The 26,515-nt window shown below is 70.8% G+C and carries 23 protein-coding genes and 2 tRNA genes; 21 read left to right on the top strand and 4 right to left on the bottom strand.

Annotated elements, in window-relative coordinates; all coding sequences use genetic code 11:
• Window positions 1-48 precede the first annotated feature (48 nt).
• From ACFYR3_RS13840 to ACFYR3_RS13830, 3 genes are all read left to right on the top strand, one after another.
• Window positions 49-1,335, top strand: a complete 1,287-nt coding sequence (locus ACFYR3_RS13840; protein WP_365871323.1) for a glutamate-5-semialdehyde dehydrogenase — start codon at window positions 49-51, stop codon at window positions 1,333-1,335.
• A 331-nt stretch (window positions 1,336-1,666) separates the two neighbouring features.
• Window positions 1,667-2,275: a hypothetical protein gene (locus ACFYR3_RS13835; protein WP_355845762.1), complete on the top strand. Its 609-nt coding sequence runs from the start codon at window positions 1,667-1,669 to the stop codon at window positions 2,273-2,275.
• Window positions 2,276-2,400: 125 nt separating this feature from the next.
• Window positions 2,401-3,468 (top strand): hypothetical protein, encoded by a 1,068-nt coding sequence (locus tag ACFYR3_RS13830; protein WP_389282940.1) that lies wholly within the window; start codon window positions 2,401-2,403, stop codon window positions 3,466-3,468.
• Between the two features lie 68 nt (window positions 3,469-3,536).
• Here the strand turns inward: ACFYR3_RS13830 and ACFYR3_RS13825 are convergent, their stop codons facing one another.
• The gene (locus tag ACFYR3_RS13825; RefSeq protein WP_355845756.1) at window positions 3,537-4,685 is read right to left on the bottom strand and encodes a M48 family metallopeptidase; all 1,149 of its coding nucleotides are present in this window, start codon (window positions 4,683-4,685) and stop codon (window positions 3,537-3,539) included.
• 70 nt (window positions 4,686-4,755) lie between these two features.
• On the opposite strand from ACFYR3_RS13825, the gene ACFYR3_RS13820 reads away from it, so the two are divergent.
• The 10 genes from ACFYR3_RS13820 to ACFYR3_RS13775 all read left to right on the top strand — a co-directional run bounded on the left by ACFYR3_RS13820 (window position 4,756) and on the right by ACFYR3_RS13775 (window position 10,745).
• The gene (locus ACFYR3_RS13820; protein ID WP_355845808.1) at window positions 4,756-4,947 is read left to right on the top strand and encodes a hypothetical protein; all 192 of its coding nucleotides are present in this window, start codon (window positions 4,756-4,758) and stop codon (window positions 4,945-4,947) included.
• A 196-nt stretch (window positions 4,948-5,143) separates the two neighbouring features.
• Window positions 5,144-5,305, top strand: coding sequence for a hypothetical protein (locus tag ACFYR3_RS13815; RefSeq protein ID WP_261702681.1), 162 nt, complete (start codon window positions 5,144-5,146; stop codon window positions 5,303-5,305).
• A gap of 70 nt (window positions 5,306-5,375) precedes the next feature.
• Complete coding sequence (nadD, locus tag ACFYR3_RS13810; RefSeq protein ID WP_355845753.1) at window positions 5,376-6,107, top strand: nicotinate-nucleotide adenylyltransferase; 732 nt, start codon at window positions 5,376-5,378, stop codon at window positions 6,105-6,107.
• A 17-nt stretch (window positions 6,108-6,124) separates the two neighbouring features.
• Complete coding sequence (locus ACFYR3_RS13805) at window positions 6,125-7,957, top strand: LCP family protein (RefSeq protein ID WP_389282937.1); 1,833 nt, start codon at window positions 6,125-6,127, stop codon at window positions 7,955-7,957.
• 113 nt (window positions 7,958-8,070) lie between these two features.
• A complete protein-coding gene (rsfS, locus tag ACFYR3_RS13800) occupies window positions 8,071-8,514 on the top strand; it encodes a ribosome silencing factor (RefSeq protein ID WP_355845747.1) in 444 nt (147 codons plus the stop codon).
• Entirely contained in the window at window positions 8,511-9,197 is a 687-nt protein-coding gene (locus ACFYR3_RS13795) for a histidine phosphatase family protein (protein ID WP_355845744.1), read from the top strand. The genes rsfS and ACFYR3_RS13795 overlap by 4 nt, the downstream gene beginning before the upstream one ends.
• A 117-nt stretch (window positions 9,198-9,314) precedes the next feature.
• Window positions 9,315-9,387 (top strand) — tRNA-Ala (locus tag ACFYR3_RS13790).
• A 387-nt stretch (window positions 9,388-9,774) separates the two neighbouring features.
• Window positions 9,775-9,948 (top strand): hypothetical protein, encoded by a 174-nt coding sequence (locus tag ACFYR3_RS13785; RefSeq protein WP_261702676.1) that lies wholly within the window; start codon window positions 9,775-9,777, stop codon window positions 9,946-9,948.
• 3 nt (window positions 9,949-9,951) lie between these two features.
• Complete coding sequence (locus tag ACFYR3_RS13780; RefSeq protein ID WP_037618755.1) at window positions 9,952-10,185, top strand: hypothetical protein; 234 nt, start codon at window positions 9,952-9,954, stop codon at window positions 10,183-10,185.
• Window positions 10,186-10,672: 487 nt separating this feature from the next.
• Window positions 10,673-10,745: transfer RNA gene (locus ACFYR3_RS13775), tRNA-Ala, on the top strand.
• A 137-nt stretch (window positions 10,746-10,882) separates the two neighbouring features.
• On the opposite strand, the gene ACFYR3_RS13770 is transcribed toward ACFYR3_RS13775, so the two are convergent.
• Entirely contained in the window at window positions 10,883-12,499 is a 1,617-nt protein-coding gene (locus tag ACFYR3_RS13770; protein WP_355845740.1) for an NADH-ubiquinone oxidoreductase-F iron-sulfur binding region domain-containing protein, read from the bottom strand.
• On the bottom strand, window positions 12,496-13,782 hold the full coding sequence (locus tag ACFYR3_RS13765; protein ID WP_356781301.1) for a cytochrome b/b6 domain-containing protein: 1,287 nt from the start codon (window positions 13,780-13,782) through the stop codon (window positions 12,496-12,498). Before ACFYR3_RS13765 ends, ACFYR3_RS13770 begins: the two co-directional genes overlap by 4 nt.
• A gap of 423 nt (window positions 13,783-14,205) precedes the next feature.
• Between ACFYR3_RS13765 and leuS the strand changes: the two genes are divergently transcribed.
• From leuS to holA, 8 genes are all read left to right on the top strand, one after another.
• Window positions 14,206-17,094 carry a leucine--tRNA ligase gene (leuS, locus tag ACFYR3_RS13760; RefSeq protein ID WP_355845734.1) on the top strand — a complete coding sequence of 963 codons (2,889 nt, stop codon included), beginning with the start codon at window positions 14,206-14,208 and terminating at the stop codon, window positions 17,092-17,094.
• Window positions 17,095-17,276: 182 nt separating this feature from the next.
• Entirely contained in the window at window positions 17,277-18,008 is a 732-nt protein-coding gene (locus tag ACFYR3_RS13755) for a hypothetical protein (RefSeq protein ID WP_356781299.1), read from the top strand.
• 72 nt (window positions 18,009-18,080) lie between these two features.
• Entirely contained in the window at window positions 18,081-18,926 is an 846-nt protein-coding gene (locus ACFYR3_RS13750) for a DegV family protein (protein WP_355845728.1), read from the top strand.
• Window positions 18,927-19,544: 618 nt separating this feature from the next.
• Window positions 19,545-20,327 (top strand): helix-hairpin-helix domain-containing protein, encoded by a 783-nt coding sequence (locus tag ACFYR3_RS13745; RefSeq protein ID WP_389282932.1) that lies wholly within the window; start codon window positions 19,545-19,547, stop codon window positions 20,325-20,327.
• A 386-nt stretch (window positions 20,328-20,713) separates the two neighbouring features.
• Window positions 20,714-23,272, top strand: a complete 2,559-nt coding sequence (locus tag ACFYR3_RS13740; RefSeq protein ID WP_389282930.1) for a ComEC/Rec2 family competence protein — start codon at window positions 20,714-20,716, stop codon at window positions 23,270-23,272.
• A gap of 4 nt (window positions 23,273-23,276) precedes the next feature.
• Complete coding sequence (locus ACFYR3_RS13735) at window positions 23,277-24,107, top strand: arylamine N-acetyltransferase (RefSeq protein ID WP_389282928.1); 831 nt, start codon at window positions 23,277-23,279, stop codon at window positions 24,105-24,107.
• 159 nt (window positions 24,108-24,266) lie between these two features.
• Window positions 24,267-24,512 carry a hypothetical protein gene (locus ACFYR3_RS13730; protein WP_355845718.1) on the top strand — a complete coding sequence of 82 codons (246 nt, stop codon included), beginning with the start codon at window positions 24,267-24,269 and terminating at the stop codon, window positions 24,510-24,512.
• A 143-nt stretch (window positions 24,513-24,655) separates the two neighbouring features.
• Window positions 24,656-25,642 (top strand): DNA polymerase III subunit delta, encoded by a 987-nt coding sequence (gene holA / locus ACFYR3_RS13725; RefSeq protein ID WP_389282926.1) that lies wholly within the window; start codon window positions 24,656-24,658, stop codon window positions 25,640-25,642.
• Window positions 25,643-26,029: 387 nt separating this feature from the next.
• Here the strand turns inward: holA and rpsT are convergent, their stop codons facing one another.
• On the bottom strand, window positions 26,030-26,296 hold the full coding sequence (rpsT, locus tag ACFYR3_RS13720; RefSeq protein ID WP_261702665.1) for a 30S ribosomal protein S20: 267 nt from the start codon (window positions 26,294-26,296) through the stop codon (window positions 26,030-26,032).
• Between the last annotated feature and the right edge of the window lie 219 nt (window positions 26,297-26,515).

Raw genomic sequence — 26,515 nt, 5'->3', positions numbered from 1 at the left:
TGTGGGACAACCGCTGGACGGGTCCGCCCGGCCCACTACCCTTCCCTCATGACCACGCTCTCGCCGTACGACTCCATGTCCCCGGTGGCCCAGGCCGCCTATCGCGCGAAGTCCGCCGCCGCCGACCTGGCGCCTCTGCCGCGGGCTGAGAAGGACGACGCGCTGCTCGCGATCGCGGACGCGCTGGAAGTCCGTACGAGCGAAATCGTCGCCGCCAACGCCAAGGACATCGCGAAGGCCCGCGAGGCCGGGACCAGCGAGAGTGTCATCGACCGGCTCACGCTCACCCCCGAGCGGGTGCGCGCGATCGCCTCCGACGTCCGTGACGTCGTGGCGCTGCCCGACCCGGTCGGCGAGGTCGTGCGCGGCTCGACCCTCCCGAACGGCATCGACCTGCGCCAGGTCCGGGTCCCCCTCGGCGTCGTCGGCATCATCTACGAGGCCCGCCCGAACGTGACCGTCGACGCGGCCGCCCTGTGCCTGAAGTCCGGGAACGCGGTGCTGCTGCGCGGCTCGTCCTCCGCCTACGAGTCCAACACGGCCCTCGTCCGGGTCCTGCGCGACGCGGTGGGTGGCGCCGGACTGCCCGCCGACGCCATCCAGCTCGTACCCGGCGAGGGCCGCGAATCGGTCCGTGAGCTGATGCGCGCCCGCGGCCTGGTCGACGTCCTCATCCCGCGCGGCGGCGCGTCCCTGATCCGCACGGTCGTCCAGGAGTCCATCGTCCCGGTCATCGAGACCGGCACCGGGAACTGCCATGTGTACGTCGACGCCCAGGCGGACCTCGACATGGCCGTCGACATCCTGATCAACTCCAAGGCCCAGCGGCCCAGCGTCTGCAACTCCGCCGAGACCCTCCTCGTCCACCAGGACATCGCCGCCGAGTTCCTGCCGCGCGCCCTGGACGCCCTCGCGGACGCCGGGGTCACCGTGCACGCCGACGAGCGTGTCCTCGCCTACGCCAAGGACTCCAAGGCCACCGTCGTGGAGGCCACGGCGGAGGACTGGGACACCGAGTACCTGTCCTACGACATCGCGGCGGGCGTCGTGGACTCGCTCGACAAGGCCGTGTCCCACATCCGGCTGTGGAGTTCCGGCCACACCGAGGCCATCGTGACCACCTCGCAGCAGGCCGCCCGCCGCTTCACCCAGCTGGTCGATTCGACGACGGTCGCGGTGAACGCCTCCACCCGTTTCACCGACGGCGGCCAGTTCGGCTTCGGCGCCGAGATCGGCATCTCCACGCAGAAGCTCCACGCGCGGGGTCCGATGGGGCTGCCGGAGCTGACGAGCACGAAGTACATCGTCACGGGCGACGGCCACATCCGCCGCTGAGACGCCGGCCGGGGCCGCGGGGCGGCAGTGGGAGACCTCTTGGCCACGGGCAGGGCGCGGCGGCCTCGTACAGGCGGAGCCGCGCGCCGGGCGTGCCGGGCAGCCGAACCCGGGGGACCCCGAAGGCGCGGAGGCGGGCCCTGTGAGGGCGTACGGGGCGCCCTTGAGCCGTCGTGGAGGGCGCGCGCCGGGCGTACGGGTGGCGCGCTGCCGGGCGCCGGGGCGTGCGGCGGACGGTTCACGGCCGGCGATCCGCTGAAGCGCGGTCTCGGCGGCAGATGAATTTCCGTACCGTCTGCCCAAATTGACCCCCCAGGTCTACTCTGGATCCGTGCCGGAGGACGTGGGGGGCACGCCGTTCCCTGACGGCTGGGAGCCCAACGACGACCACGACCGCGGGGGCGCGGACGAAGAGTTCGCCTCCGTGGTCTTCGACGAGGACTTCGTACGGGCGGCGGTGATCCACGAGCCGACCGCCGTGGAGAGACTGCTCGCGGCCGCCCAGGCCCGCGCGGAGGCCTCCGAGGCCGAGGCGCGCCGGGCGCACGCCCGTGGCGCCCGTAGCGATGACTACGAGGACGGCTTCGGCCCCGACGGCCACGGCGACTTCTCCCACGATCCCGACCTGGACGATCCGGACGACACCGAGATCCTGGAAGGTCGCTACGGCGTACCGGGAATGTACGGCCGGCCCTACGGGAAGCAGACCCGCTGGCACCGCCCGGTCGCCTGGATCCTCGCCCTCGTCATGGGTATCGGCATGGTCGCCCTCGCCTTCACCGCGGTCTACCGGGGCGCATCCTCCGGCAGCCAGGACCAGGTCCCCTCACCCGCCTCCTCCGGCCTTGAACAGGGGCGGGAGAAAGTCACCGGCACGGGCCCCTCCGCCTCGGCCGACTATTCCCAGCCGGCGGTGTCGGCGGTCCCGCGAACGCCCTGAGGCCCCCGCTCCCCGCCGAGGCGCGGACGATCCCTCACACAGCGTGACCGTCCTGGTGGGAACCTGTCAGAACTTGTCGCGTACCACAGCGTTTACCAGAGCTCCCGGAGACCTACTCTGAATGTATGGGCGGGCCTGGAGACCCACCTGAGGGGACACCCGAGGGTGCTCCCGCTGGTGGAGAGGACGAGTACCGATCCGTCGTCTTCGACGAGTCGTTCGTCCGTGCTGCCCGCCTCCAGGAGTTCTCCGCCCAGGAACGCATGGCCGACCACAGCCCGGCCGTACGCCGCCGCCCGCCCCTTCAGCGCGGACTGTCCCGGCAGGCACTGATCCTCGTCCTGCTGATAGCCATCGCCTTCGGCACCGCGATCTACATGGGCGTACGCCACCCGTACCAGACCCCCGCCACCCGGCCGGCCGAACCGCTGCGGATGACGGTGATCCCCTTGGCCCCGCAGACCGTCGTGCCCGGCTCCGCGAGCACCGACCAGCTGTACGCCGACAGCCCGGCCGCCCAGTTCCGCACCGGTGCCGACGGCATCACGTTCCCCGCCGTCCGGCGCACCGCGCACTTCTCCGACAGCCAGGTCGTCACCGCACTGACCACCGCCAAGGACTACCTCGTCGAGTCGTCCCTCGACCCGAGCGTGCTGACCGGAGGCGCCACCCGGCCCGTACGGATCCTGCTCGACCCGCGGCAGCTCGACCAGTTCGACCAGAGCTTCGACCACCCGACCGCCGACGGACGGCACGCTCCGACCGGCTGGCTGGTCCGCTTCGACGGGACCCGGGCGCAGCTCGCCGACAAGGGGATCCGGGTGCAGGGCACCCTCCAGGCCACCGAGTTCGACGCGAACACCCTGGAAGTCGTCGCCGACCACACCTTCGTCTACGCGCTGAAGCCGACGGGCGCGAACGCCCAGGCCAAGGCCTCCCTGTTCACCGTCCGGCGCGAGCTGACCTTCCGCTTCGACCGCGACGACCTGCGCATGCACCAGGCCGAGCTGGCGGTGTCCTACGTCCAGGCAGGCCCGCTCGCCTGCTCCGACGACTCGGTGAGCAGGCTCCGTCCGCTGCTCGCGGGCGAGACGGCCAAGGCGGGCGGCCCGGCCGGCACCGACCCGTACGCCACGGGCAGCGCGACCGCGTTGTGCGGTTCGCTGGCCAAGAGCGCGCAGCCGAAGGTGTAGCCCGCTGCCGACGGGCCGGGCCGCCGGACGGCGCCGCGGGGTCAGGGCGGCGGCACCCGGCGGGGCGATCAGTCCCGGCCGTCGGCGTCCTGGTCGTCGGAGCGGCCCTCACGCGGCGGCTGCTCGGCACCGGCATCCGTGGCGTCCGCGGCCTTCCCGGTGTCCTTGGGCGCGCCGCTCGCGAAGCCCCCGAAGCCGCGCCGTACCCGGCCCCCGAGGTCACCCGCGCCGCCCGCGAGGTCGCTGACCAGCTTCATCAGCGGATCCTTGGAGTTCTTCATGTCGCTGGCGTAGCTGGCCGCCGACTGCCGGAACGAGTCCGACACCGAGGTGTCCTTGTCCGCGTCGCGCCGCGGGTAGTGGCCGTCCATGATCCGCTGGTAGTCGCGGGACTCCGCCCACTTCTTCAGCTCGGCCGCGCGGACCGCGGTGAAGGGGTGCGTGCGCGGCAGCACATTGAGGATCTTGAGCACGGAGTCCCGCAGGTCGCCCGCCGACTCGTACTCCTCGGCCTGCTCGAGGAACGCGTCCACGTTCATCTCGTGCAGGTGATTGCCGCCCGCGATCTTCATCAGGCCGCGCATCGAGGCCCGCAGGTCCTGGCCGACCAGGAGCCCGGCACGGTCAGCGGACAGCTCCGACTTGCGGAACCACTCGCGCAGGGCGGTCACGATCGCCATGATCGCGAGGTTCCCCAGCGGGATCCAGGCGACCCGGACCGCGAGGTTGGTGAGGAACAGCAGGATCGTGCGGTAGACGGCGTGACCGGACAGCGCGTGGCCGGCCTCGTGGCCGATGACCGCCCGCATCTCCTCCTCGTCCAGCAGTTCGACGAGCCCGGTCGTCACGACGATGATCGGATCGTCCAGGCCGATGCACATCGCGTTCGGCTGCGGGTCCTGGTTCACGTACATCGGCGGGACCTTCTCCAGGTCCAGGGTGTGACAGGCGTCCCGCAGCATGTCGTTGAGGTGCGCGAACTGGGCGTCCGAGACGCGCACCGAGTCGGACAGGAAGAGCAGCCGCAGGCTGCGCTCGGGCAGCAGCCCGCTCAGTGCCTTGAAGACCGTGTCGAAGCCGCTGAGCTTGCGCAGGGCCACCAGGGCCGAGCGGTCCGCCGGGTGTTCGTACGCCCGCGAGGAGATCCCCTCGAAGCGCCTGCGCTGCCTGCTCGGCACCTTCTCGTGCCCGTTCTGGTCGTGGCCGTCGTCGGACATGTGTTCCCCCATGTGCGTCTGAGTGCCCTATGTGCCCCCAAGGCAGAGCCCAGCCTAGGCGGAGATACCGTTGACGGGCAGTACAGAGAAGGAGTCGTACGACATGGAGCACATCCCCGCGGCCGCATGGCTCACGGAAGCCGCCGACGCGGCAGGCAAGCAGGGTCCGGGCAATCTGCTCCGCGTCGTGCTGATCGTCATGATCGTCGGCGTGGTCCTGACCGCCTGGTTCCTGCTGCGCGGCTACAAGCGCGACGACTGAGCCGTCGCCGCGGCGGTCGGGTGAGGGCAGGGCGAGGCGTTGGCCGACGCGGTCGCCGCAACCGGCGTCCCCAACGGCGGAGTCGGCGTGTTCACGGCCGAGGGGCCCGCATACGATGGGCCGACGTCTTCATCCCGCGTCCCCACTCTCGGCTTCGCTCGAGCGGGGGGACCCCCATCGGATAGGTCCTGCCGAGATGAGCTTCCAGCACACCGCCGCACAGTTGGTCACCGTCGCCGCCGAGGGCGAGAACGGCGGCAACCACGAAAGCCTCAGCCCGTACCTGACCGGCGGCGGGGCCCTGTTCATCCTGCTCCTGCTGCTGTGGATCACCACGCGCTTCAACCGCGACCGCTGAGCCTCCACAGGGCCCGCTCGGGGCCCCTGTCTGCCGGAGCCCGTCGGCCGGGCCGGTAGGGTCTGCACGCATGGGAGAGCAGGACATGCCTACCGGTCCGGCGAGTGACACGGAGAGCGGCGCCGTCGGCGACACCACGGGCGGCGCGAGCGGCACGGCCGGCGGTACGGCGAAGCGCCTGAAGGCCGGCCCCGGCAACGGCCCCTCGAATCCGGGCAAGCGCCGGCTCGGCGTCATGGGCGGCACCTTCGACCCGATCCACCACGGACACCTGGTCGCGGCCAGCGAGGTCGCCGCGCAGTTCCACCTCGACGAGGTGGTGTTCGTACCGACAGGGCAGCCGTGGCAGAAGACCGACCGCAGGGTCACCCCGGCCGAGGACCGCTATCTGATGACGGTCATCGCGACCGCCGAGAACCCGCAGTTCTCGGTCAGCCGGATCGACATCGACCGCGGCGGCCCGACCTACACCACGGACACGCTGCGCGACCTGCGCGCGCTCAACCCGGACGCGGACCTCTTCTTCATCACCGGCGCCGACGCGCTCGGCCAGATCCTCACCTGGCGCTACACGGAAGAACTGTTCTCCCTTGCGCATTTCATCGGGGTCACCCGGCCCGGTCACACCCTGACCGACCCGGGACTCCCGGAGGGCGGTGTCTCGCTCGTCGAGGTTCCCGCGCTCGCCATCTCGTCCACAGACTGCCGTGCGAGAGTCGCCAAGGGCGACCCCGTCTGGTACCTGGTGCCGGACGGTGTGGTGCGCTACATCGACAAGCGTGAGCTGTACCGCGGCCAGTGAGCCGAGAGGGGCACCCGGTGAACGACCGATACGACGGATACGCGGGCGGCGACCAGTACGAACTCGTCGGCTACGACGAGTTCGGGCAGCCTGTGTACCGGCAGGTCCCGCAGCAGCCTGCCCAGGGGTACGACGGCTACGACGCCCAGCAGCAGGGCTACGGCTACGACCCCTATGTGACGGGCCGCCAGGAACCTGTCCAGCCCTACGACACGGGCCGCCAACCGCCTGTGTCGCCTTATGACACCGGTCAGCACCAAACGGTGTCGCCTTATGACACCGGTCAGCACGAAACCGTGTCGCCCTATGACACCGGTCAGCAGCCGTCCGTCCCTTCCTTCGACCCGTTCGGCACCGGTACGCCCCGAGCCGGCGGGACCGGGACCACCTCGACGTCGTACGACCCCTACGGGCGGACCGCCGACACGGCGGGCACCGCGAGCACCGGCCGACAGCCCCGGGCCGCCGAGCAGACCGCTTACATCCCGCAGCAGGCCGGGCCGCAGCAGGCCGGGCCTGGGCAGGACGGACCGGCGAAGGACGACGGCGCTCCCCGGGCCGACCGGGACTACCGCACCGAGCAGTTCGCCTTCGTCGAGGAGCAGGAAGCCGAGTCCGAGGACGTCATCGACTGGCTGAAGTTCACCGAGAACCGCACCGAGCGCCGTGAGGAGGCCAAGCGCCGCGCCCGCAGCCGGGTCGTCGCCCTGGTCGTGGTCGTCGCCCTGGTCGCGGTCGGTGGTGCGGGCTACCTCTGGTACGCGGGCAAGCTGCCCGGCACCGCCTCGCACGGCAAGGCGGGGACCACGACGGCCGTCACCGCGCAGAAGCGCGACGTGATCGTCGTCCACCTGCACAACACCAAGGGCGGCGGCACCTCCACGGCCCTGCTCGTCGACAACGCCACCACCAAGCAGGGCACCACCGTCCTGCTGCCCAACTCCCTGGCCCTGACGGACGACGACGGCTCGACGACCACGCTCGCCAAGTCCGTCGACGGCGACGGCTCGTCCGGGACGCGGGACGCGCTCGACACCGTGCTCGGTACGAACATCCAGGGCACCTGGCGGCTCGACACCCCCTACCTGGACAACCTCGTCGAGCTCGTCGGCAACATCGAGGTCACCACGAACACCGACGTGCCGGACCCCGACGCCAAGAAGAAGGGTGATCCCCCGCTCGTCAAGAAGGGCACGGACCAGACCCTCAGCGGCAAGACGGCCGTCGCCTACGCCACCTACCGGGCCTCCGGCGAGGCGCAGGACGCGCAACTGGAGCGGTTCGGGCAGGTCATGCAGGGAGTGATGCGCAAGCTGTCCTCGGACAAGCAGGCCGCGACCACCACCGTGCAGACGCTTGCCCAGATCCTCGACCCGTCCCTGACCGACCAGGACCTCGGCGCCTTCCTCGCCAAGCTCGCCGACCTCGCCAAGGGCGGCGACTACAAGACCGCGCTGCTGCCCGTGCAGCAGGACGGCACCCTGAGCGCGAGCGCCTCCAGCAGCGTGATCAAGGACGTCCTGGGCGGTACGGCGAAGAGCCCCGACGCCGGCTCCGCGGTCCGCGTCGGCATCGAGAACGCCACGGGCGTCAAGGCGGCCACCAACCAGGCCCGTATCGTCCTGGTCAACGGCGGCTACACGTTCCTGGACTCCGGCACCGCCGGCACCGCCCAGAGCGTGTCGCAGATCACCTACGGCGATCCCGCCAAGAAGGCCGACGCCGTCGAGGTCGCCAAGACCCTGGGTCTGCCCACCAGCACGGTGAAGAAGGGCACGGTCACCAGCAGCGCCGATGTGTCCGTCGTCCTCGGCCAGGACTACAAGGTCAGCAGCGGTTCGAAGGGGTGACCGGAGCCACGCCCCGGGGGTCACCCGGGGCGTGGCCGGAGAAACGCGTGGGGTGTCCTCGGCGGTCCGTGAGACCCTTGAGTCATAACTGACCGCCTACGGAAAGCCGCGTAGTGACCGCCACGGACCGCTCCATCGAGCTCATCAACGCCGCCGCACAGGCGGCCGCAGACAAGCTCGCGCACGACATCATCGCCTACGACGTCAGCGATGTGCTCTCCATCACCGACGCCTTCCTGCTGGCGTCCGCGCCCAACGACCGCCAGGTCAAGTCGATCGTCGACGAGATCGAGGAGCGCCTGAACAAGGAGCTCGGCATCAAGCCGGTGCGCCGCGAGGGCGACCGCGAGGCCCGCTGGGTGCTGCTCGACTACATCGACATCGTCGTGCACGTCCAGCACAGCGAGGAGCGCGTCTTCTACGCCCTGGAGCGGCTGTGGAAGGACTGCCCCGAGCTGGACCTGCCCGCCGAGGCCAAGGCGACCCGCGGCAAGGGCGCCGAGCACGCCAAGTTCCAGGCCGAGGAGGACTCCGCCGACATGGGGGAGCTGCGGTGAGCGCCGAGGCCCGGAAGACGGCGGGCGCGAAGGGCGAGGGAAAGCCGGGCAGGGGCCGTCGCGTCATCCTGTGGCGGCACGGCCAGACCTCCTGGAACGTGGACCGCCGCTTCCAGGGCTCGACGGACGTCGAGCTGACCGAGACGGGCATCGGGCAGGCCCGGCGCGCCGCCCGGCTGCTCGCCTCGCTGAGGCCCGACGCCATCGTCGCGTCGGACCTCCAGCGCGCCGCCGCCACGGCCGCCGAGCTGGCCGAGCTCACCGGCCTGGACGTCACCCACGACGAGGGCCTGCGCGAGACCTACGCGGGCGTCTGGCAAGGGCTGACGCACGAGGAGATCATCGCCCGCCACGGCGAGGAGTACGCCTCGTGGAAGCGCGGCGAGCCGGTGCGCCGCGGCGGGGGTGAGCTGGAGACCGAGGTCGCCGACCGCGCCGCCCCCGTGGTGCTGCGGCACGCGGAGAAGCTCCCCGACGACGGCACCCTCGTCGTCGTCAGCCACGGCGGCACGATCCGCACCACCATCGGCCGGCTGCTCGGCCTGGAGTCCCAGCACTGGGAAAGCCTCGGCGGCCTTTCCAACTGCTGCTGGTCCGTCCTCGGCGAGGGCGCCCGCGGCTGGCGGCTGCTGGAGCACAACGCCGGCACGCTGCCGGAGCCGGTGCTCGGCGACGACGACTGAGCGGCGCCGGGCGGCCCTCCGTCCGGTCGCGCGGGCCCGGCGGGACCGGATTTCACTTTCCGGCTGGTCGCAGGCTAAAGTTCTTCTTGTTCGGCCCGCAGGGCGGGAAGAACACAAGGGGCTATAGCTCAGTTGGTAGAGCGCCTGCATGGCATGCAGGAGGTCAGGAGTTCAATTCTCCTTAGCTCCACAGATCGACTCTCTGTCGAGTTGTCGGACATTCGTGAAGAAAGATCCCGTTCCCGTCAGGGAGCGGGATCTTTCGTTGTTCATCCCCGAGTTGGGGGCTCGGTCGGGAAGAACGTGCCGGGGCGGGCGCAGTTGGCGGCCGGGCCGGCCCGGCCCGCGGGCGCCGTGGTCTTCGGCACACTCTTCTTGAACCGGCTTGAGTCACTTGGGGCCCCCGGGGCGTATACCTTTGCGGACGCGCTCCTGGCGTGCGTGTATGCGCCGGCCGCAACAGCTGCGCCGGGTGCCTGTGTCCGGACTGGTACGCAGGCGTCGCTGACCGTATTGCTCCGGCCGTGGCAGAATCAAACGGCCGGAAGGGGGCGCGGCCCGACGGGAGGGAGTAGCGATGCCTGCCAGCATCCTCGAGGAGGTCGACGATCTCCTCGAAGTGGCACTGAACCGTAAGAAAGCCACCCTCCTCGACTGCCCTTCCTGCGGATCGGTCCACGTTGCCCAGGTTCTCGGTGACAACGGTGGAATCTCCTACGTGTGCACGGCCTGCGGCCACAGCTGGAGCTGATTGATGGGTGCGCACAGGCGGAAATGCGATTGGTGCGGCAGTGGTACGCCGATCGTCCGCGACATGGAGCCGGTCAACCACGACTACCAGTACTGGTGTGAGGAGTGCGCGCGGGCGCTGATCATAAAAGGCGACCCCATCGAGACGTACCGCGAGCTCGAGGGTGAGCCGATCTACGCACGGCTCCTCGACGAGCACTGCACCCTCAAGCGGTTCTACTCGTTCGCCACTGCCTGACCCCGAGGGCGGCCGGACGCGCGCCCGATTCCCGTAGCGGGCCGGCGACGTCAATCCGGCGCCGCTCCGGTGCAGTTCCCGCTGCCCGGCCTCTGTGACGCCCGCCACGGCGCGTACGCGCGCCCGGGACGCCACGGCCGCACTGGAGCGATGTCCGTGCGTACGCGGCCAGGGGCCGCCGCGAGGCCCAGGAGGCCCGCCAGGGGCCGCGTGACGGCCCAGGGGAGTCGTCCCCCTGTCCATCCCCTCCCCGCGCCCCCGCAGTTCCGCGCGCGCTGCCGCTGCCCCCGAAAACCCCGTTCGGCCCAACAGGCGTATCCGGGCAGGCGCCGGGGTGCGGCCAAGCCTATAAAATGCGACATGAGCCCCGAATCGGTGCACACGGGAAACGATTTGGTGGTGCACCAGGAGGACCGTGTAATGTTGGCGTCGCCGCCGGGGAAACCGGGCGACACGGTGAATACGCGGCCTCGCCGCGTGGCCACGAGGGGCTATAGCTCAGTTGGTAGAGCGCCTGCATGGCATGCAGGAGGTCAGGAGTTCAATTCTCCTTAGCTCCACAGACGTTGAAAGCGGGCCACCCGATCAGGGTGGTCCGCTTCTTCGTTCTCGAGCGCCTCTCGCGGCACGGTCGTACGGCGACCTAGCGGAACGTGTCGAAGGCGAGCCACCGTTCCTGGTGGCCCGCTCCTTCGCGTCAGCGGCCGCTGCCGAGCGCGCGGCGACCGCGCCCCTGGGAGAGGACCGGCAGGTTGCGCGCCGGAGCGGAGGACCTGGTGTCCTCCTCGAGGCGCAGGGCGAGCGCCGGGCAGCGGCGCACCGCGCGCAGGGCCTTCGCCTCGGCGTACGCGGGCACCGGCGCCTGCGCGACGGTCGGGAAGCCGTCGGCGCCCAGTTCGAAGACCTCGGGGAGGAGATCGGCGCACAGGCCGTGCCCGCGGCACAGCGTCCAGTCGACGAAGATCTTCTGTCGGCTGGGACCCGCCTCCTGCTCGCCGGGGCCGCCCAGGATGCCCATGGGTACCTGACCGTCCTCGAAGAGCGGCAGAACGCCCTCCACGGGCCTTCCGCAGCCGTTTCCGAGGACATGCGCGGCCAGGTCGTCCGTGAACGCCTTGAGGGTCGACTCGATGAACATCGCCGAACCGTCCGGGTGGGAGCAGGCACCGCGCCTCTTCACGGACTTGGCGACCTGCTTCACGGCCTCAAGAGCCGCCGGGCCGCCGCCGTTGAGGATGTCCGCCAGACCGCGCGCCGCGGCGGGCAGACCCAGGTAGCAGGGACCGCACTGTCCCGCGCTCTCGTCGGCCAGCCACTGCGCCACGCGCAGCGACTCGCCGAGGGGGCAGGTCTCCTGGGTGATGGGGAGGATCGCGCCGGCGCCGAGCGCGCCGCCCACCGCGGCCAGGGAGTCGCGCGAGATGATCGCCTCGTTGACCGTAGCCGCGTCCAGCCACTTGCCGTGGTACCCGCCGGTCAGCACGCCCTGCGGCATCGCCGGGGCGCCGGCCAGCTGGAGCACGTACCGCAGGGGTACGCCGGTGGGGACCTCGATCACCATGGGGCGCGCCACCGCGCCCGAGACGGTGAGCATGACGGTGCCGGGCTCGTCGTACAGGCCGGTGTTGCGGTAGCGGTCGGGGCCGATGCGGGCGGCGATGGCCAGCTGCGCGAACGTCTCGGCGTTCGACAGCAGGGTGGGCGCGCCGCCGACACCGGTCTGGGACGCGCTGACCTTGCGGCCCGGCGGTACGGCAGGGCCGCCGTCGATCGAGCGGATCAGGGAGGCGGCCGCTCCGGTCACCATGCGTATGGGATTGCGCTGCACACGCGCGCGAAGGGGCGATCCCCTGCGGTTGCTCAGCCCCCGCTCGGCCAGCGCCGCTTCCATGGAGCGCTGTGTGGACTCGCGGGTCACACCGATCACGAGGGTGCGGGCGCCCATGGCCTCCGCGACCAGCAGGGCGCCGTCGAGGATGAGGTGCGGGGCACGGTTGATGAGCACCGTGTCCTTGCGGCAGGCCGGTTCGTCCTCGCTTCCGTTGACGACCACCACCGGGCGGATGCCCTTCTTGATGGCCGACTCGGCGACCGAGCGCAGTTTCTTGCCGAACGGGAAGCCCGCCCCGCCGCGGCCCTTCAGGTTGATGGCCTCGGCGAGGCCCGCGAGTTCCTCCCCGCCCAGGGGTTCGAGCGGCCCATGCACCTTGAGGTGCATGGGTAGGTCAAGACGTTCAACCAGGTCGAAACCCGACGTGAGCTGCGGAAGTCCGACGACGCGGACTTCCGGGACGTCGGGCAGGGCCTCGTTCACTTAAAGCCTCCGGAAGGGGCATTCCAGGATTCACCGGAGCCAGGAGCGTCGAAGGCGCCCGGCAGTACGTCAGTCGTGGGACCGCTGTCGTACGTGTCGTTGGTGTTGTACGTGCGGTAGGACGCGTTCGTCTCACCGGTGTTGTACACATCACTCGTGCCGTAGCCGCCGGCGGGCGAATTGCCATAGACCGGGGTGGTGTATCCGGTGTCCTGGAGCGGGTCGTACGCCGACGCCGGGGCCTCGCCGACGGGGGGCGGCGTGGGGACGGGCCAGTTGGTCTGCGCACCGCTGTTGCCGACGCGGGGAAACGTCTCTGTTTGCTGAGCGTTCGCGGGCATCTGGAACTGCTGGGTCCCGGGAGCCGCGGGTGCGTTGCCGGGTGTCGCCACGGTCCGGTAGGCCGCCGCGAAGCCGGCCGTGTCCGCGGTGCCCTGCGCGCCGCCGAACAGCGCGGACGAGGGCTCCTGGCGAGGGGACGGGACGGAGTCGGCGCCCGGGGAACGCCGATCGGAGCGACCCGCGGAACCTCCCTGCGGCGACTCCATCGCGGCGGCGCGGGAGGTCTCCAGGTCCTCGCGGAACCCGCGGGCGCTGCCGCCGCCGGTGAGGGCCAGGATCCGCGCCGCGACCTTGTGCTTGAAGGGGTTCGGGGCGGCACGCAGCATGAGGGCGGCCATGACGCCGACCAGGCACAACTCGTACGAGACCATGAAGAAGGTCTTCGCCGGGCGCCCCGCGAACAAGCCGTGGACCAGGGCCGCGCACAGTGCGGGGTAGGCCAGCATGTGCATCGCGCGCCAGCGGGCGGCGACCACCGCTGGTGCGGCGAACTGATTGCGCAACGCGCCGGTGATGCCTACGAAGATCATGAGCAGGCCGGCCAGCGAGCCGAGGCCGATGAGCCCGCCGAGGCCCGTGACGCCCAGGCTGAAGGGGATCAGCGCGGCGATCAGGACGGTGTGGTCCAGTGCCAGCTTGACGGTGATGTGCACCAGGAGGAACGCGATCGAGCCGACGGCGGTCACACGGTGGATGCCCTGCGCGACGATCCGCTGACGGGTGTCGAGGAGGAGCCGGTCCTGGGCGACCAGGCCCCAGATCACCGAGCAGGTCAGGGAGACCAGCGACAGGACGCCGGCGCCGAAGTTCAGGAAATCTTGGACCGCGCTGCCTCCCACCAGCACGATCACGGGTATGAGGAACAGGGCGACAGCCGTGGCCACCCCGTAGGCCGAACGGCCCATCCGGGGAAGCGAGCTGCTGTTACGACGAGGGTTCATGAGGGGGGTACTCCCAAGGGTTCGGGGAAGCGGTCCCGAAGGCGCACTCTAAGTCGAGAAATACCGACGAGTTCCAGGTTTGAGTTATTGCGTTGTTACCAAAGGGCAATGAGGTCTTTGTGTTGTCCGCAAGCGTCCGTTAAGCGAAGTAAAATTTGAACATCGTTCAACGTTTTCGATGGTCGAGACGGGCGGCACGGGGTGCCGAACGGACCCGAAAGCTCGTCGCGGCCCCTGTGGACGCTGGGGTACCCTGACGCCATGCGTGCCGTACGCCTTCTGCTTAGCGAGCCGCGCTGATCAGTCCCGACCACTGACGCATCGTGGTTGGCATCAGCGCGGCGCCCCCTCCTGTGCGAGGGGTTTTTTCATTTCTTGAGTGTCACAGCCGCTGGCAGAGACGATCGATGGAGCTTTGAGGACATGAGCGAGACGAACACCGCTGCCACCGCCGAGCTGGCCGCGCCGCACCGCTACACGGCCGCCCTGGCCGCCGACATCGAGGCACGCTGGCAGGACTTCTGGGACGCCGAGGGCACGTACGAGGCTCCGAATCCCACGGGCGACCTGGCCGGCGACCCCGAGCTGGCGGCCAGGCCCAAGAAGTTCATCATGGACATGTTCCCCTATCCGTCGGGGACGGGCCTGCACGTGGGTCACCCCCTGGGCTACATCGCCACCGATGTATACGCCCGGTACCAGCGGATGACCGGCCACAACGTCCTGCACACCCTGGGCTTCGACGCCTTCGGCCTGCCCGCCGAGCAGCACGCCGTGCAGACGGGCGAGCACCCTCGGATCACCACCGACGCGGCCATCAACAACATGAAGTCCCAGCTGCGCGCGCTGGGCCTGGGCCACGACAAGCGCCGGTCGTTCGCCACGATCGACCCGGAGTACTACAAGTGGACCCAGTGGATCTTCCTGCAGATCTTCAACTCCTGGTACGACGACGAGGCCGGCAAGGCCCGTCCTGTCTCCCAACTGGTCGCCCAGTTCGAGAGCGGTGAGCGCGCCGTCCCCGCCACCGGCTCCACCACGCGCGCGTGGAACGAGCTGAGCGCCACCGAGCGCGCCGACGTCCTGAGCGGCTACCGCCTGGCGTACGCCTCCGACGCGCCGGTCAACTGGTCCCCCGGCCTGGGCACCGTCCTGGCCAACGAGGAGGTCACCGCCGACGGCCGTTCCGAGCGCGGCAACTTCCCCGTCTTCAAGGCCAAGCTGCGCCAGTGGAACATGCGCATCACCGCCTACGCGGACCGCCTGCTGGACGACCTGGACGCGCTGGACTGGCCCGAGGCCATCAAGCTGCAGCAGCGCAACTGGATCGGCCGCTCCGAGGGCGCCCGCGTCGACTTCCCGATCGACGGCGAAGCGATCACGGTCTTCACCACCCGCCAGGACACCCTGTTCGGTGCCACCTACATGGTGCTGGCACCGGAGCACCCGCTGGTCGAGAAGTTCACCCCGGCCGCCTGGCCCGAGGGCACCCACGAGGTGTGGACCGGCGGTCACGCGACGCCCGCCGAGGCCGTCACCGCCTACCGCGCGCAGGCCGCCTCGAAGTCCGACGTCGAGCGGCAGGCCGAGGCCAAGGACAAGACCGGCGTCTTCACCGGCACGTTCGCGACCAACCCGGTCAACGGCGAGAAGGTCCCGGTCTTCATCGCCGACTACGTACTGATGGGCTACGGCACCGGCGCGATCATGGCCGTCCCGGCGCACGACACCCGCGACTTCGCGTTCGCGCGCGCCTTCGAGCTCCCCATGCGCTGTGTCGTCGAGCCCTCGGACGACCGCGGCACCGACGCCTCCACCTGGGACGACGCCTTCGCCTCGTACGACGCGAAGATCGTCAACTCCGCCGGCGACGACGTCTCCCTGGACGGCCTGGGTGTCGTCGACGCCAAGGCCCGCATCACGGAGTGGCTGGAGCGCCGGGGCATCGGCGAGGGCACAGTCAACTTCCGGCTGCGCGACTGGCTGTTCAGCCGTCAGCGCTACTGGGGCGAGCCCTTCCCGATCGTCTACGACGAGGACGGCGTCGCCCACCCGCTGCCCGAGTCGATGCTGCCCCTGGAGCTGCCGGAGGTCGAGGACTACTCGCCGCGCACCTTCGACCCGGACGACGCGAACACGTCCCCGGAGACCCCGCTGTCCCGCAACGAGGACTGGGTCGCCGTCACCCTGGACCTGGGCGACGGCCGTGGCCCGCAGAAATACCGCCGCGAGACCAACACCATGCCCAACTGGGCCGGTTCCTGCTGGTACGAGCTGCGCTACCTGGACCCGCACAACGACCAGAAGCTGGTCGACCCGGCCATCGAGCAGTACTGGATGGGCCCGCGCGAGGGGCAGCCGACCGGCGGCGTCGACCTGTACGTCGGCGGCGCCGAGCACGCCGTGCTGCACCTGCTGTACGCCCGCTTCTGGTCGAAGGTCCTGTTCGACCTGGGGCACATCTCGTCGGCCGAGCCGTTCCACAAGCTGTTCAACCAGGGCATGATCCAGGCCTACGTGTACCGCGACAGCCGCGGTATCGCCGTACCGGCGGCCGAGGTGGAGGAGCGCGACGACGCCTACTTCTACCAGGGCGAGAAGGTCTCCCGGCTGCTGGGCAAGATGGGCAAGTCCCTGAAGAACGCGGTCACGCCCGACGAGATCTGCGCCGAGTACGGAGCGGACACCCTGCGCCTGTACGAGATGGCGATGGGTCCCCTGGACGTGTCCAGGCCGTGGGACACGCGCGCGGTGGTGGGTCAGTACCGGCTGCTGCAGCGGCTGTGGCGCAATGTCGTCGACGAGGCGACCGGCGAGGTCACGGTCGTCGCCGCCGAGCCGGACGAGAACACGCTGCGTGCCCTGCACAAGGCCATCGACGGCGTACGCCAGGACCTGGAGGGCATGCGCTTCAACACCGCCATCGCCAAGGTCACCGAGCTGAACAACCACCTGACCAAGGCGGGCGGCCCGCTCGCGCGCCCGATCGCCGAGGCGCTGGTGCTGATGGTGGCGCCGCTGGCCCCGCACATCGCCGAGGAACTGTGGCGCAAGCTGGGCCACAGCGACTCGGTCGTCCACCAGGACTTCCCTGTCGCCGACCCCGCGTACGTCGTCGACGAGGCCGTGACCTGCGTCGTGCAGATCAAGGGCAAGGTCAAGGCGCGCCTGGAGGTCTCCCCGTCGATCACCGACGAGGAGCTGGAGAAGGTGGCGATGGCCGACGAGAAGGTCGTCGCGGCGCTGGACGGCGCGGGCATCCGCAAGGTGATCGTGCGCGCGCCGAAGCTGGTGAACATCGTCACGGCGTAGTCGGCACGGTGTGAGGGGCGCCGGGCCTCGGTCCGGTACCCGCGCAGGTCGGGGCCGTGCGGCGGCTCGGGGTAGTCCCCTACGGGCAGGTTCGGGGTTCTTCTGGAACTCCGAACCTGCCCGCAGCGTTTACCGTTGAGAGCGCGGCGGCAGTTGCCGCGACCGGTCGGAGGAGGAGTGTGATGGGTACCGTGATCACCGTAATCGCCTTGCTCTTCCTGCTGTTCGTGGTGTTCGGCGCGTACGCGACGGTCAAGGTGATCGGCGCCGCCAAACGCGGCGTGGACCGCACGATCTCGCAGGCCCGCCGCACGGTCGAGGACACCACCCTGCGCGCGAAGACCTTCGCCCAGCCCGGCCCCCAGGGCGAGCTCGCCCAGCTCAGGCTGTCGCTGCGCACATCGATGCGGGCCACCCAGGACGCGCTGCAGGCGAGCGTGGCGGAGGACGAGTCCCTCAAGGAGTCCCTGAGCCTCTTCGAGCGGCTCAGCGCGCACGGGCGCGAGCTGGACGCCGAACTGAAGCGCCTGGAGGCCGAGCCCGACCGGGGCACGCTCGCCACCCGGCTGCCCGGCCTGCGCGAGCGCACCCAGCGGATCACGCAGTCGGCGGACTCGCTGCGCTGGGCCGCCCGCGACCGGGCCCACCGCTTCGCCGGGGACGACCTGGACACCCTGAGCGCCCAGATCGACGTGGAGGCCGGCGCGCTGCGTCACTGGACCAAGGAGCCGGGGCCCGCCGCGTCCTGGCCCGACGCTCCGACGGCGGACGCGGGCACCTCCGGCGGACAGACCCGACCCAGGAGTCCGGAGTCCCGTCCGGCGGACCAGCCGGGCCGTTCCGCCATCACACCGCCCGGCCAACGGCCCACCTACCCTTGGCAGAAGAAGCCCCGGCCCGAGAGCACGACATGATCCGGCCGCCCCGACCGCAGGTGGAAGGGGCCGGGCTGCCGTCCACGCGCCCCGCCAGGTAACCTCCAGCTCATGTCCCGCCATGTCGCGATCGTCACCGATTCAACGGCCTACCTGCCGCCGCGGACGATGGAGCGCCACAGCATCACGGCGGTTCCCCTGACCGTGGTCCTCGGGGACCAGGCACTCGAAGAGGGCACCGAGATCTCGGCCCGCTCCCTGGCCCAGGCACTGCAGAAGCGGCGCCCCGTCACGACGTCCCGGCCCAGCCCCGAGACGTTCGCCGCGGCTTATCGCAAGGTCGCGGAGTCCGGCGCCAGCGGCATCGTCTCGCTGCACCTGTCCTCCGAGTTCTCGGGCACCTATGACGCCGCGGTGCTCGCGGCGCGGGATGCTTCGCTGCCGGTGCGTGTCGTCGACACCGGGATGGTCGCGATGGCCCTCGGATTCTGCGCGCTGGCCGCCGCCGAGTCCGCCGAGGCGGGCGGGACCATCGACGATGCGGTCACGGCCGCGGAGAAGCGGGCCGCGGGCACGTCCGCGTACTTCTACGTCGACACCCTCGACTACCTCCGCCGTGGCGGCAGGATCGGGGCCGCACAGGCTCTGCTGGGTTCCGCGCTCGCGGTGAAGCCGCTGTTGCAGCTGAACGACGGCCGCATCGAACTTCTCGAAAAGGTCCGGACGGCGTCCAAGGCGATCGCCCGCCTGGAGGAGATCGTCGCCGACCGGGCGGGCAGCGCACAGGTCGACATCGCCGTTCACCATCTGGCGTCCCCAGAGCGGGCGTCGGCTCTCGCGGACCGTTTGCGGGCACGGGTGCCTGGGCTCGCCGAACTGCATGTGAGCGAGGTGGGTGCGGTGATCGGAGCCCACACCGGACCCGGACTGCTCGGGGCGGTTGTCTCGCCCCGGTGAGACCGGCCCCTGTGTTGCCCGTGCGCCTCGCTCGTGCGGGTGACGAAGTTATCCACAACTGGGCCGCTTTCCACCGGAATTGAGCAAGATCATCGCGAGGGTGCCGGGATGCCGGATCCTCGTCGCATGGCAATTCGATCGAGCTCACGCACCGTCACACCGACCAGCGGCCCGGGCCGTGGCCCTCTCTCCGACAGCCGCAGTCGCCATCGCCGCCGCGATCGGCGAAGCCGGGCCCGTCGCCACGAGGCATCGGCCGCGGCCCTTCGTCTGCGCGCCGACGCGCTCTTCACCGAACGCGCCCAGGGACGAAGGGAGTTGGGGAACGCGCCGCCGGGGGCGGACCACGATGTCGAGGTTGGTCCCAGGGCGAACACGGCTGTGGGTACGGGGGTTCTGACCGATGTCCGGGCACCTCGGAATCACCAGGCCGGGTCCTACGGCCGTGGGACCGGACCGGATACCGACCGAACCCTGCGGGCAGACCGCTCGATGGCCGGCGGGACGGCGACCGCGAGTGCGTTGACTGCGAGTGGGCCGACCGCGCGGGGGTCGGCCGTGAGTGGGTCGGCCGTGAGTGGGCCGGCCGTGAGTGGGCCGGCCGTGAGTGGGCCGGCCGTGAGTGGGCCGGCCGTGGAGGCGGGCACCTGGCGGGACAGGGCAGGGCTTGCCGTGCGGGAGCGGCTGCCTTTGTGGCTGCAGTCGAGGTGCGGTCTTGAGCGCAGGAGCGTGGCCGCGCTGACCGTGCTGCTGGTGGTGGCCGCGGTCTTCGCCGTGCAGCACTTCTGGTCCGGCAGGACACAGCCGGTCCGGGCTCCTGAGGTGATCGGCGCTGCGACACCGTACGGCGAGAAGCGCGGACCGGGCGAGCGGCCGGTCGGGCAATCCGGTGCCCCGGCCGGAGCTTCGGGTCCCGCCGGTGCCGCAGGGCCCGCCGGCGCCGCCGGGAGCGTGATCGTCGTGGACGTGGGCGGAAAGGTGCGCACCCCCGGACTCCAGCGGTTGCCGGCCGGTTCCCGCGTCGAAGACGCCCTGCGAGCCGCCGGCGGCGTACGGCACGGCACGCACACCGAGGGCCTCAACCGCGCGCGTCTCCTCGTGGACGGCGAACAGATCGTGGTCGGCGCATCCGCGCCCCCGACAGGAGCCGGCTCGGACGGTTCGGGGCCGGTCGGCACCGGCGGATCCGCAGCGGGTGCGGCGCCCTCCGCCCCGATTCCCCTCAACACGGCCACCGTCGAACAGCTCGACGGCCTGCCCGGCGTCGGTCCCGTCCTGGCCAGGCACATCATCGACTACCGCACGGCGCACGGGGGATTCCGCTCGGTCGACGAGCTCCACGAAGTGACCGGAATCGGAGACCGCCGCTTCGCCGATCTCCGGAACCTGGTGCGGCCATGAACCGCTCCGGGCGGAGGGCTGGGCGGGCGAGGACGGCGAAGGGCATGCGGGGTGGCGGGCCGGTGCTGAGCGCGCGGCGGGGCGGACGGCTGCTGAGCGCGCGGCGGGGCGGGCCCCTGACCGGGAATGGACCCGACGGGTCTGCCGGGCCTGCGAGGAGATGCCGACCGGGTGGGCCGGATGGCATGAGAGGGCTGCACGGGCCGGATGGGGCACGAGGGTTGTACGGGGCGCGAGGTCTGCGAGGGCCGCTGAGGATGCGAGAGGAGCGAGATTCGGAGAGGACGCAGGAGCTCGGTGGGCCGGAGGGGAAGGAGGAGCTCGGTGAGCCGGAGGGTCCCCCGACGCAGCCGGCAGGTCCCCCCGGCGCTACAGGCCGGAGGTCCGTGCACGCCGCCTCCGGGAGTCGGCTGGGGGCCTCGCACCCCAAGGTGGAGGCGTCGACCGATCTCCGGCTCGTGGCGCCCGCCGCGGCGGTCTGGCTCACGGCGGCCGTGACGGTCGAGGTGTCGCCGGGCTGGGTGACGGGTGTCGTGGCCGTGTCCCTGGTCGCGGGTGGCGTACTGCTGGCGGCTGGGCGGAATGGCGCGCGTACGGGGCGGAGAAACGCGTGTACGGAGCAGGAGCAGGAGCAGGAGCAGGAGCAGGAGCAGGGGCGAGAGGCGGCGCGGCCGGGGTCGTGGCCGTGGGTGTCCGTGGCCGCCGTGCTGCTTTGCGTAGGAGCGGCCGCGGCCTCCGCGGGGTTGCACGGAGCGGACCTGCGACGCGGGCCTGTTCCCGCGCTCGCGGCGCAGTTCGCCAACGTGACCGCCGAGGTGGAGATCACCTCCGATCCCCGGCTCACCCGGCCCCGGATCAACGGGGACCACATCGTTCCGACGGCTCTGCTGTTCGACGCCGAAGTCACGCGGGTCACACAGGCGGACGGCACAGTGCTGGCCACCCGGACGCCGGTGCTGGTGATCGTCGACGCGCGCTCTCGACGAGGGTCGCCCGGGAAGGCCGGTGGGCGCTCGCCCTGGTTGTCGCTGCTGCCGTCCACCCGGCTGCGGGTGGCGGCGCGGTTCGTGCCCGCCCTGTCGGGCGGGGACGACGTCGCTGCGGTGTTACGGGTGCGGGGGAGCGCGCCGCCGGAGGTGGTGGGAGAGCCGTCCGGTCCGCAGCGGCTCGCCGGCCGGCTGCGCGAAGGGCTGCGTAAGGCGACCGATGGTCTGGACGCGGACGCACGGGCGCTGCTCCCGGGGCTGGTGGTGGGGGACACGTCACGCGTGACGCCGGAGCTGGACGACGCCTTCAGGGCCACCGATCTCACTCACCTCCTCGCCGTCAGCGGAGGCAACCTCGTCATCATCCTCGCGTTGTTCATCGGGCCACCGGGTCTCGCCCAGAGAGTCGAGCGCCGGGGCCTCGCACCCCGGCTCGGTGTCCCGCTCCGGGCGACCGCACTGCTCGGCGGAGCACTCACCCTTGCCTTCGTGATCGTGTGCCGACCGGACCCGAGCGTGCTGCGGGCAGCGGCCTGCGGATCGATCTCGCTGCTCGCCATCGCGACCGGGCGCCGCAGATCTCTGATCCCGGCGCTGGCCGCCGCGGTTCTGCTCCTCGTGCTGTACGACCCCTGGCTCTCCCGCAGCTTCGGATTCCTGCTCTCCGTCCTCGCGACCGGAGCCCTGCTCACGCTCGCCCCGCGTTGGAGCACGGCGCTCCAGCGACGTCGTGTGCCTCCGCGCCTGGCCGAGGCGCTCGCCGCGGCCGCCGCCGCGCAGGCCCTGTGCGCGCCGGTGGTCGCCCTGCTGTCGGCCCGGGTGAGTCTGGTGGCGGTGCCGTGCAATCTGCTCGCGGAGTTCGCGGTCACGCCGGCCACGGTGCTGGGGTTCGCGACCCTGGCGACGGCCTCCCCGGCGATGCCCGTGGCCAAAGCCCTTGCCTGGTCGGCGAGTTGGCCCGCCCGGTGGATCGCGGGCATCGCGCGCACGGGGGCGGCTCAGCCCGGTGGGGGAGTGGACTGGCCGGGCAGTTGGACGGGCGCCCTTCTGCTGGCCCTCGTCACGGTGGCCGTCGTGGCCGTCGGGCGACGGCTGCTGAGGCATCCGGTGCTGAGTGCCGTCTGCGCGGTGCTGTTCCTGCTGGTCGTGGTGCAGCCGCCGCCGCTCACCAGAGTGATCACGGGATGGCCGCCGCCCGGCTGGCGGTTCGCGATGTGCGATGTGGGACAAGGCGACGCGACCGTGCTCGCGGTGGGCGACGGCAGCGCGGTGGTGGTGGACGCGGGACCCGACCCGGTGTTGGTCGACCGCTGCCTGAGCACGCTCGGCGTCACCAGAATCCCGCTCGTCGTTCTGACGCACTTTCACGCCGACCATGTCGCGGGGCTGCCGGGCGTGCTCCATGGGCGTTCGGTGGGCGCGATCGAGACGACCGGCTTCGAAGAGCCCTTGGAACAGGCCGAGTTCGTACGAAGGGAGGCGGCCGCACGGCACATTCCCATGACCCGGGCCGTGGCGGGGGAGCGGCGGCGCGCGGGAAGCCTCGACTGGCGGGTGCTGTGGCCGCCGCCGGATCCGGCTCCGCCTCCGGACGGTCCGAACGACGCCAGTGTCGCCCTGCTCGTACGGTCCGCGGGGCTGCGGCTGCTGTTGCTCGGCGACCTGGAGCCGCCCGCGCAGCAGGCCTTGTCGAGATCGCCGGTGGTTGCGGAACTGGACGGCGTGGACGTGCTCAAGGTCGCTCATCACGGTTCGGCGTATCAGGATCCGGAGCTCATACGCAGGGTGGCGCCGCGGCTCGCGCTCATCTCGGTCGGCGGCGACAACCCCTATGGGCATCCTGCCCCGAGTACGGTCGCGGCCCTGCGGGCCGGGGGCGCGGTGGTGCTGCGTACCGACGAGGACGGTGATCTCGCTGTCACCGGTGCGGGCGAAGGGCTGAGTGTGGCGCGACACTGAAGGCATGAAATCCGCACAGGCCGAGGCCTACCTTCGCCGTATCGGGGCCCAGCACCCGGCGTGGCCCACGTCCGATGTGCTTCGCGAGCTTCAACTGCGCCATCTGCGGACAGTGCCGTTCGAAAACCTGTCGATCCATCTCGGCGAGCAGATCGTGCTGGAGGAGAAGAGGCTGCTGGACAAGGTGGTGGGCGCTCGCAGAGGGGGCTTCTGCTACGAACAGAACGGCGTCTTCGGAGCGTTGCTGGCGTCGCTGGGCTTCGATGTGACCTATCTCGCGGCGCGGGTGTACGGGGACGAGGGAGAACTCGGGATTCCCTACGACCATCTCGCGCTGCGGGTGCGGACGGTGGACGGGGGTGACTGGCTGACCGACGTCGGCTTCGGGGCGCACAGCCATTACCCGTTGTCGTTCATGGAGCGAGGCGAACAGCGGGACCCTGGCGGGATGTTCCGGGTCGTGGAGTCGGGGCCGGACGCGGCGGGAGTGCGGGGGGCCGGCGGATCGCGGGAACGCGAGGACCTCGATGTCTTCCTGGGAGACAAACGCCAGTACCGCCTGGAGGTACGGCCGCGCGTGCTCGCGGACTTCGTCGCCGGGGCCTGGTGGCACAGCACCTCGCCGCTGTCCCACTTCACTCGGTCACTGGTCTGTTCGCGGGTCACCGAGGACGGAGGGCGGATCACGCTCAGCGGACGCAAGTTCACCGTGTCGACGGCCGACGGCACCAAGGAGGTGCGGGAACTGGCCACCGACGAGGAGGTGCTCGCCACCTATCGGGAGCGCTTCGGAATCGAACTGGACCGGGTGCCGGAGGTCGAGGGGGCTCAGTAGTTCCGGTCGTACCGGTAGCACTGCTCGCACAGCGCCACCATTCGCACTGGTCGCACTGGTCGCACTGGTCGCACTGGTCGCACGGGTCGTACTGGTCGCAGTGGTCGCACAGGGCGACCCCGGCGTCGGCCGCGTCGCGCGTAGTCGGAAAATGTTCACGTGAGCGATGTGAGACATGTACTGGTGCTGCCCGACCGTGATGCTGCGGAAGAGGCGGCGGAAGCCGTCGGCGATCGGTTCGGCCTCCTGGAGGAGCCGCAACTCGTCCGGGACGCGCTGGCGGGCGAGGACGATGCCGAGGACGCGCAGTGGCTGGTGGTTCTGACGGACCCCGAGGCGCGGCTGGACCCGAAGGAGCTGGACGAGTTCGCGGCCGAGTGGGACGGCTGGCACGAGGAGCCGTAGCCCAAGCTCGGCAAGGGCAAGGGCAAGGGCAAGGGCAAGGGCAAGGGCAGAGGCGAGGGCAGAGGCGAAGGGGAGAGGGAGGTTCACCGGGGGATCGTGGCTCGCGGCACGTGTTGTCAGTGGCGCGTGGGATGCTTTCGGTGATGGCCAAGAAGAGCGCAAAAGACGACCCTCTCGCCCCTGTCACGCTGGCAGTGGGCCAGGAGGATCTCCTGCTCGACCGTGCCGTGCAGGAGGTGGTGGCCGCCGCCAGAGCCGCCGATGCCGACACGGATGTCCGGGACCTCGCCCCGGACCAGTTGCAGCCGGGCACGCTCGCCGAGCTGACGAGTCCCTCGCTCTTCTCCGAGCGCAAGGTCGTGGTCGTACGCAACGCGCAGGATCTGTCGGCCGACACGATCAAGGACGTCAAGGCGTATCTGGGGGCGCCCGCCGAGGAGATCACCCTGGTGCTCCTGCACGCGGGTGGGGCCAAGGGCAAGGGGCTGCTCGATGCCGCGCGCAAGGTGGGGGCGCGGGAGGTGGCGTGTCCCAAGATGACGAAGCCGGCGGACCGGCTGGCGTTCGTTCGGAGCGAGTTCCGGGCGCTGGGCCGGGCGGCCACTCCGGAGGCCTGCCAGGCGCTGGTGGACTCCATCGGGAGCGATCTGCGGGAGCTGGCGTCCGCCGTGTCGCAGCTGACCGCGGACGTCGAGGGGACGATCGACGAGGCCGTCGTCGGGCGGTACTACACCGGGCGGGCCGAGGCATCCAGCTTCACTGTGGCCGACCGGGCCGTGGAGGGGCGGGCCGCGGAGGCACTTGAGGCGTTGCGCTGGTCGTTGTCGACCGGCGTGGCTCCCGTCCTGATCACCAGTGCGCTCGCGCAAGGGGTACGGGCGATCGGAAAGCTTTCCTCGGCGCGGGGCGGCAGGCCCGCCGACCTGGCCCGTGAGCTGGGGATGCCGCCGTGGAAGATCGATCGCGTAAGGCAGCAGATGCGGGGATGGACGCCGGACGGGGTCGCCATGGCGCTCACGGCCGTCGCGGAGGCGGATGCCGGGGTCAAGGGCGGCGGGGACGATCCCGAGTACGCCCTGGAGAAGGCGGTCGTGGCCATCGCCCGGGCAGCTCGCTCTGGTCGGCGTTAGCCGCACGCAGGGTCGCCCCAACCGACCTACCGCACGCCCCGCACCGCAACCAGGGGCGCCCCGACCGAACTCCCGCACGCCCCGCACCGCACGCAGGGTCGCCCCCACCGAACTCCCGCGGGCCCGCAGCGGAACAGTGACCGCACCCCGCACCGGAGCAGTGACCGTACGCCCCGCAGCGGAACAGTGACCGCACACCGAAGGCCCCGCTCGTTCTCCCGGGGAAGGGAGGGGCGGGGCCTTCGGTTCAAGATGGTGGATTCACGCCCGCGTGGCGAACGCAGATCGTGCGTGAATCCGGGGTGTCGGTCGGGAGCGGGAGAGAGGGCCTGCTCGGGTCCGGCCGACGGTCAAGTCAGGGGTTGAGCCCCGGAGGGCTCAGCCGACTCAGCCCTTGAGGGCGGCGACCTTCGAAGCAAGCGCCGACTTCTTGTTGGCGGCCTGGTTCTTGTGGATGACGCCCTTCGAGACGGCCTTGTCGAGAGCGCGCGACGCGGCGCGCGTGTACTCGGTGGCCTTCTCGACGTCACCCGCGGCAGACGCCTCGCGGGCCTTGCGGATCGCGGTCTTCAGAGACGACTTGACGGCCTTGTTGCGCAGCCGGGCCTTCTCGTTGGTCTTGATCCGCTTGATCTGGGACTTGATGTTCGCCACGAATGAGCCTTTACAGGTTCAGGCGCGCGAGACAGCACGTCTCACTCGCCGTTTGATTTTCTTGGGTGCGTCTCCTGCAGAGAGGGCACGAGACACAGCTACCCAGGCTACCAGTCCCCGTACGACCGGCCCAAACCGGCCGCCCGCCCTGGTCGAGAGGCCCCCGAACCGGTCGCGGACGGCCCCGCTCGCACGGCCCAAACCGGGCGCAGCTCCCCG

Source organism: Streptomyces sp. NPDC005784, assembly GCF_042871525.1.
Classification (GTDB): Bacteria; Actinomycetota; Actinomycetes; order Streptomycetales; family Streptomycetaceae; genus Streptomyces.
The sequence above is the reverse complement of the archived record's forward strand: the minus strand, read 5'-3'. Positions and strand labels throughout refer to the sequence as shown.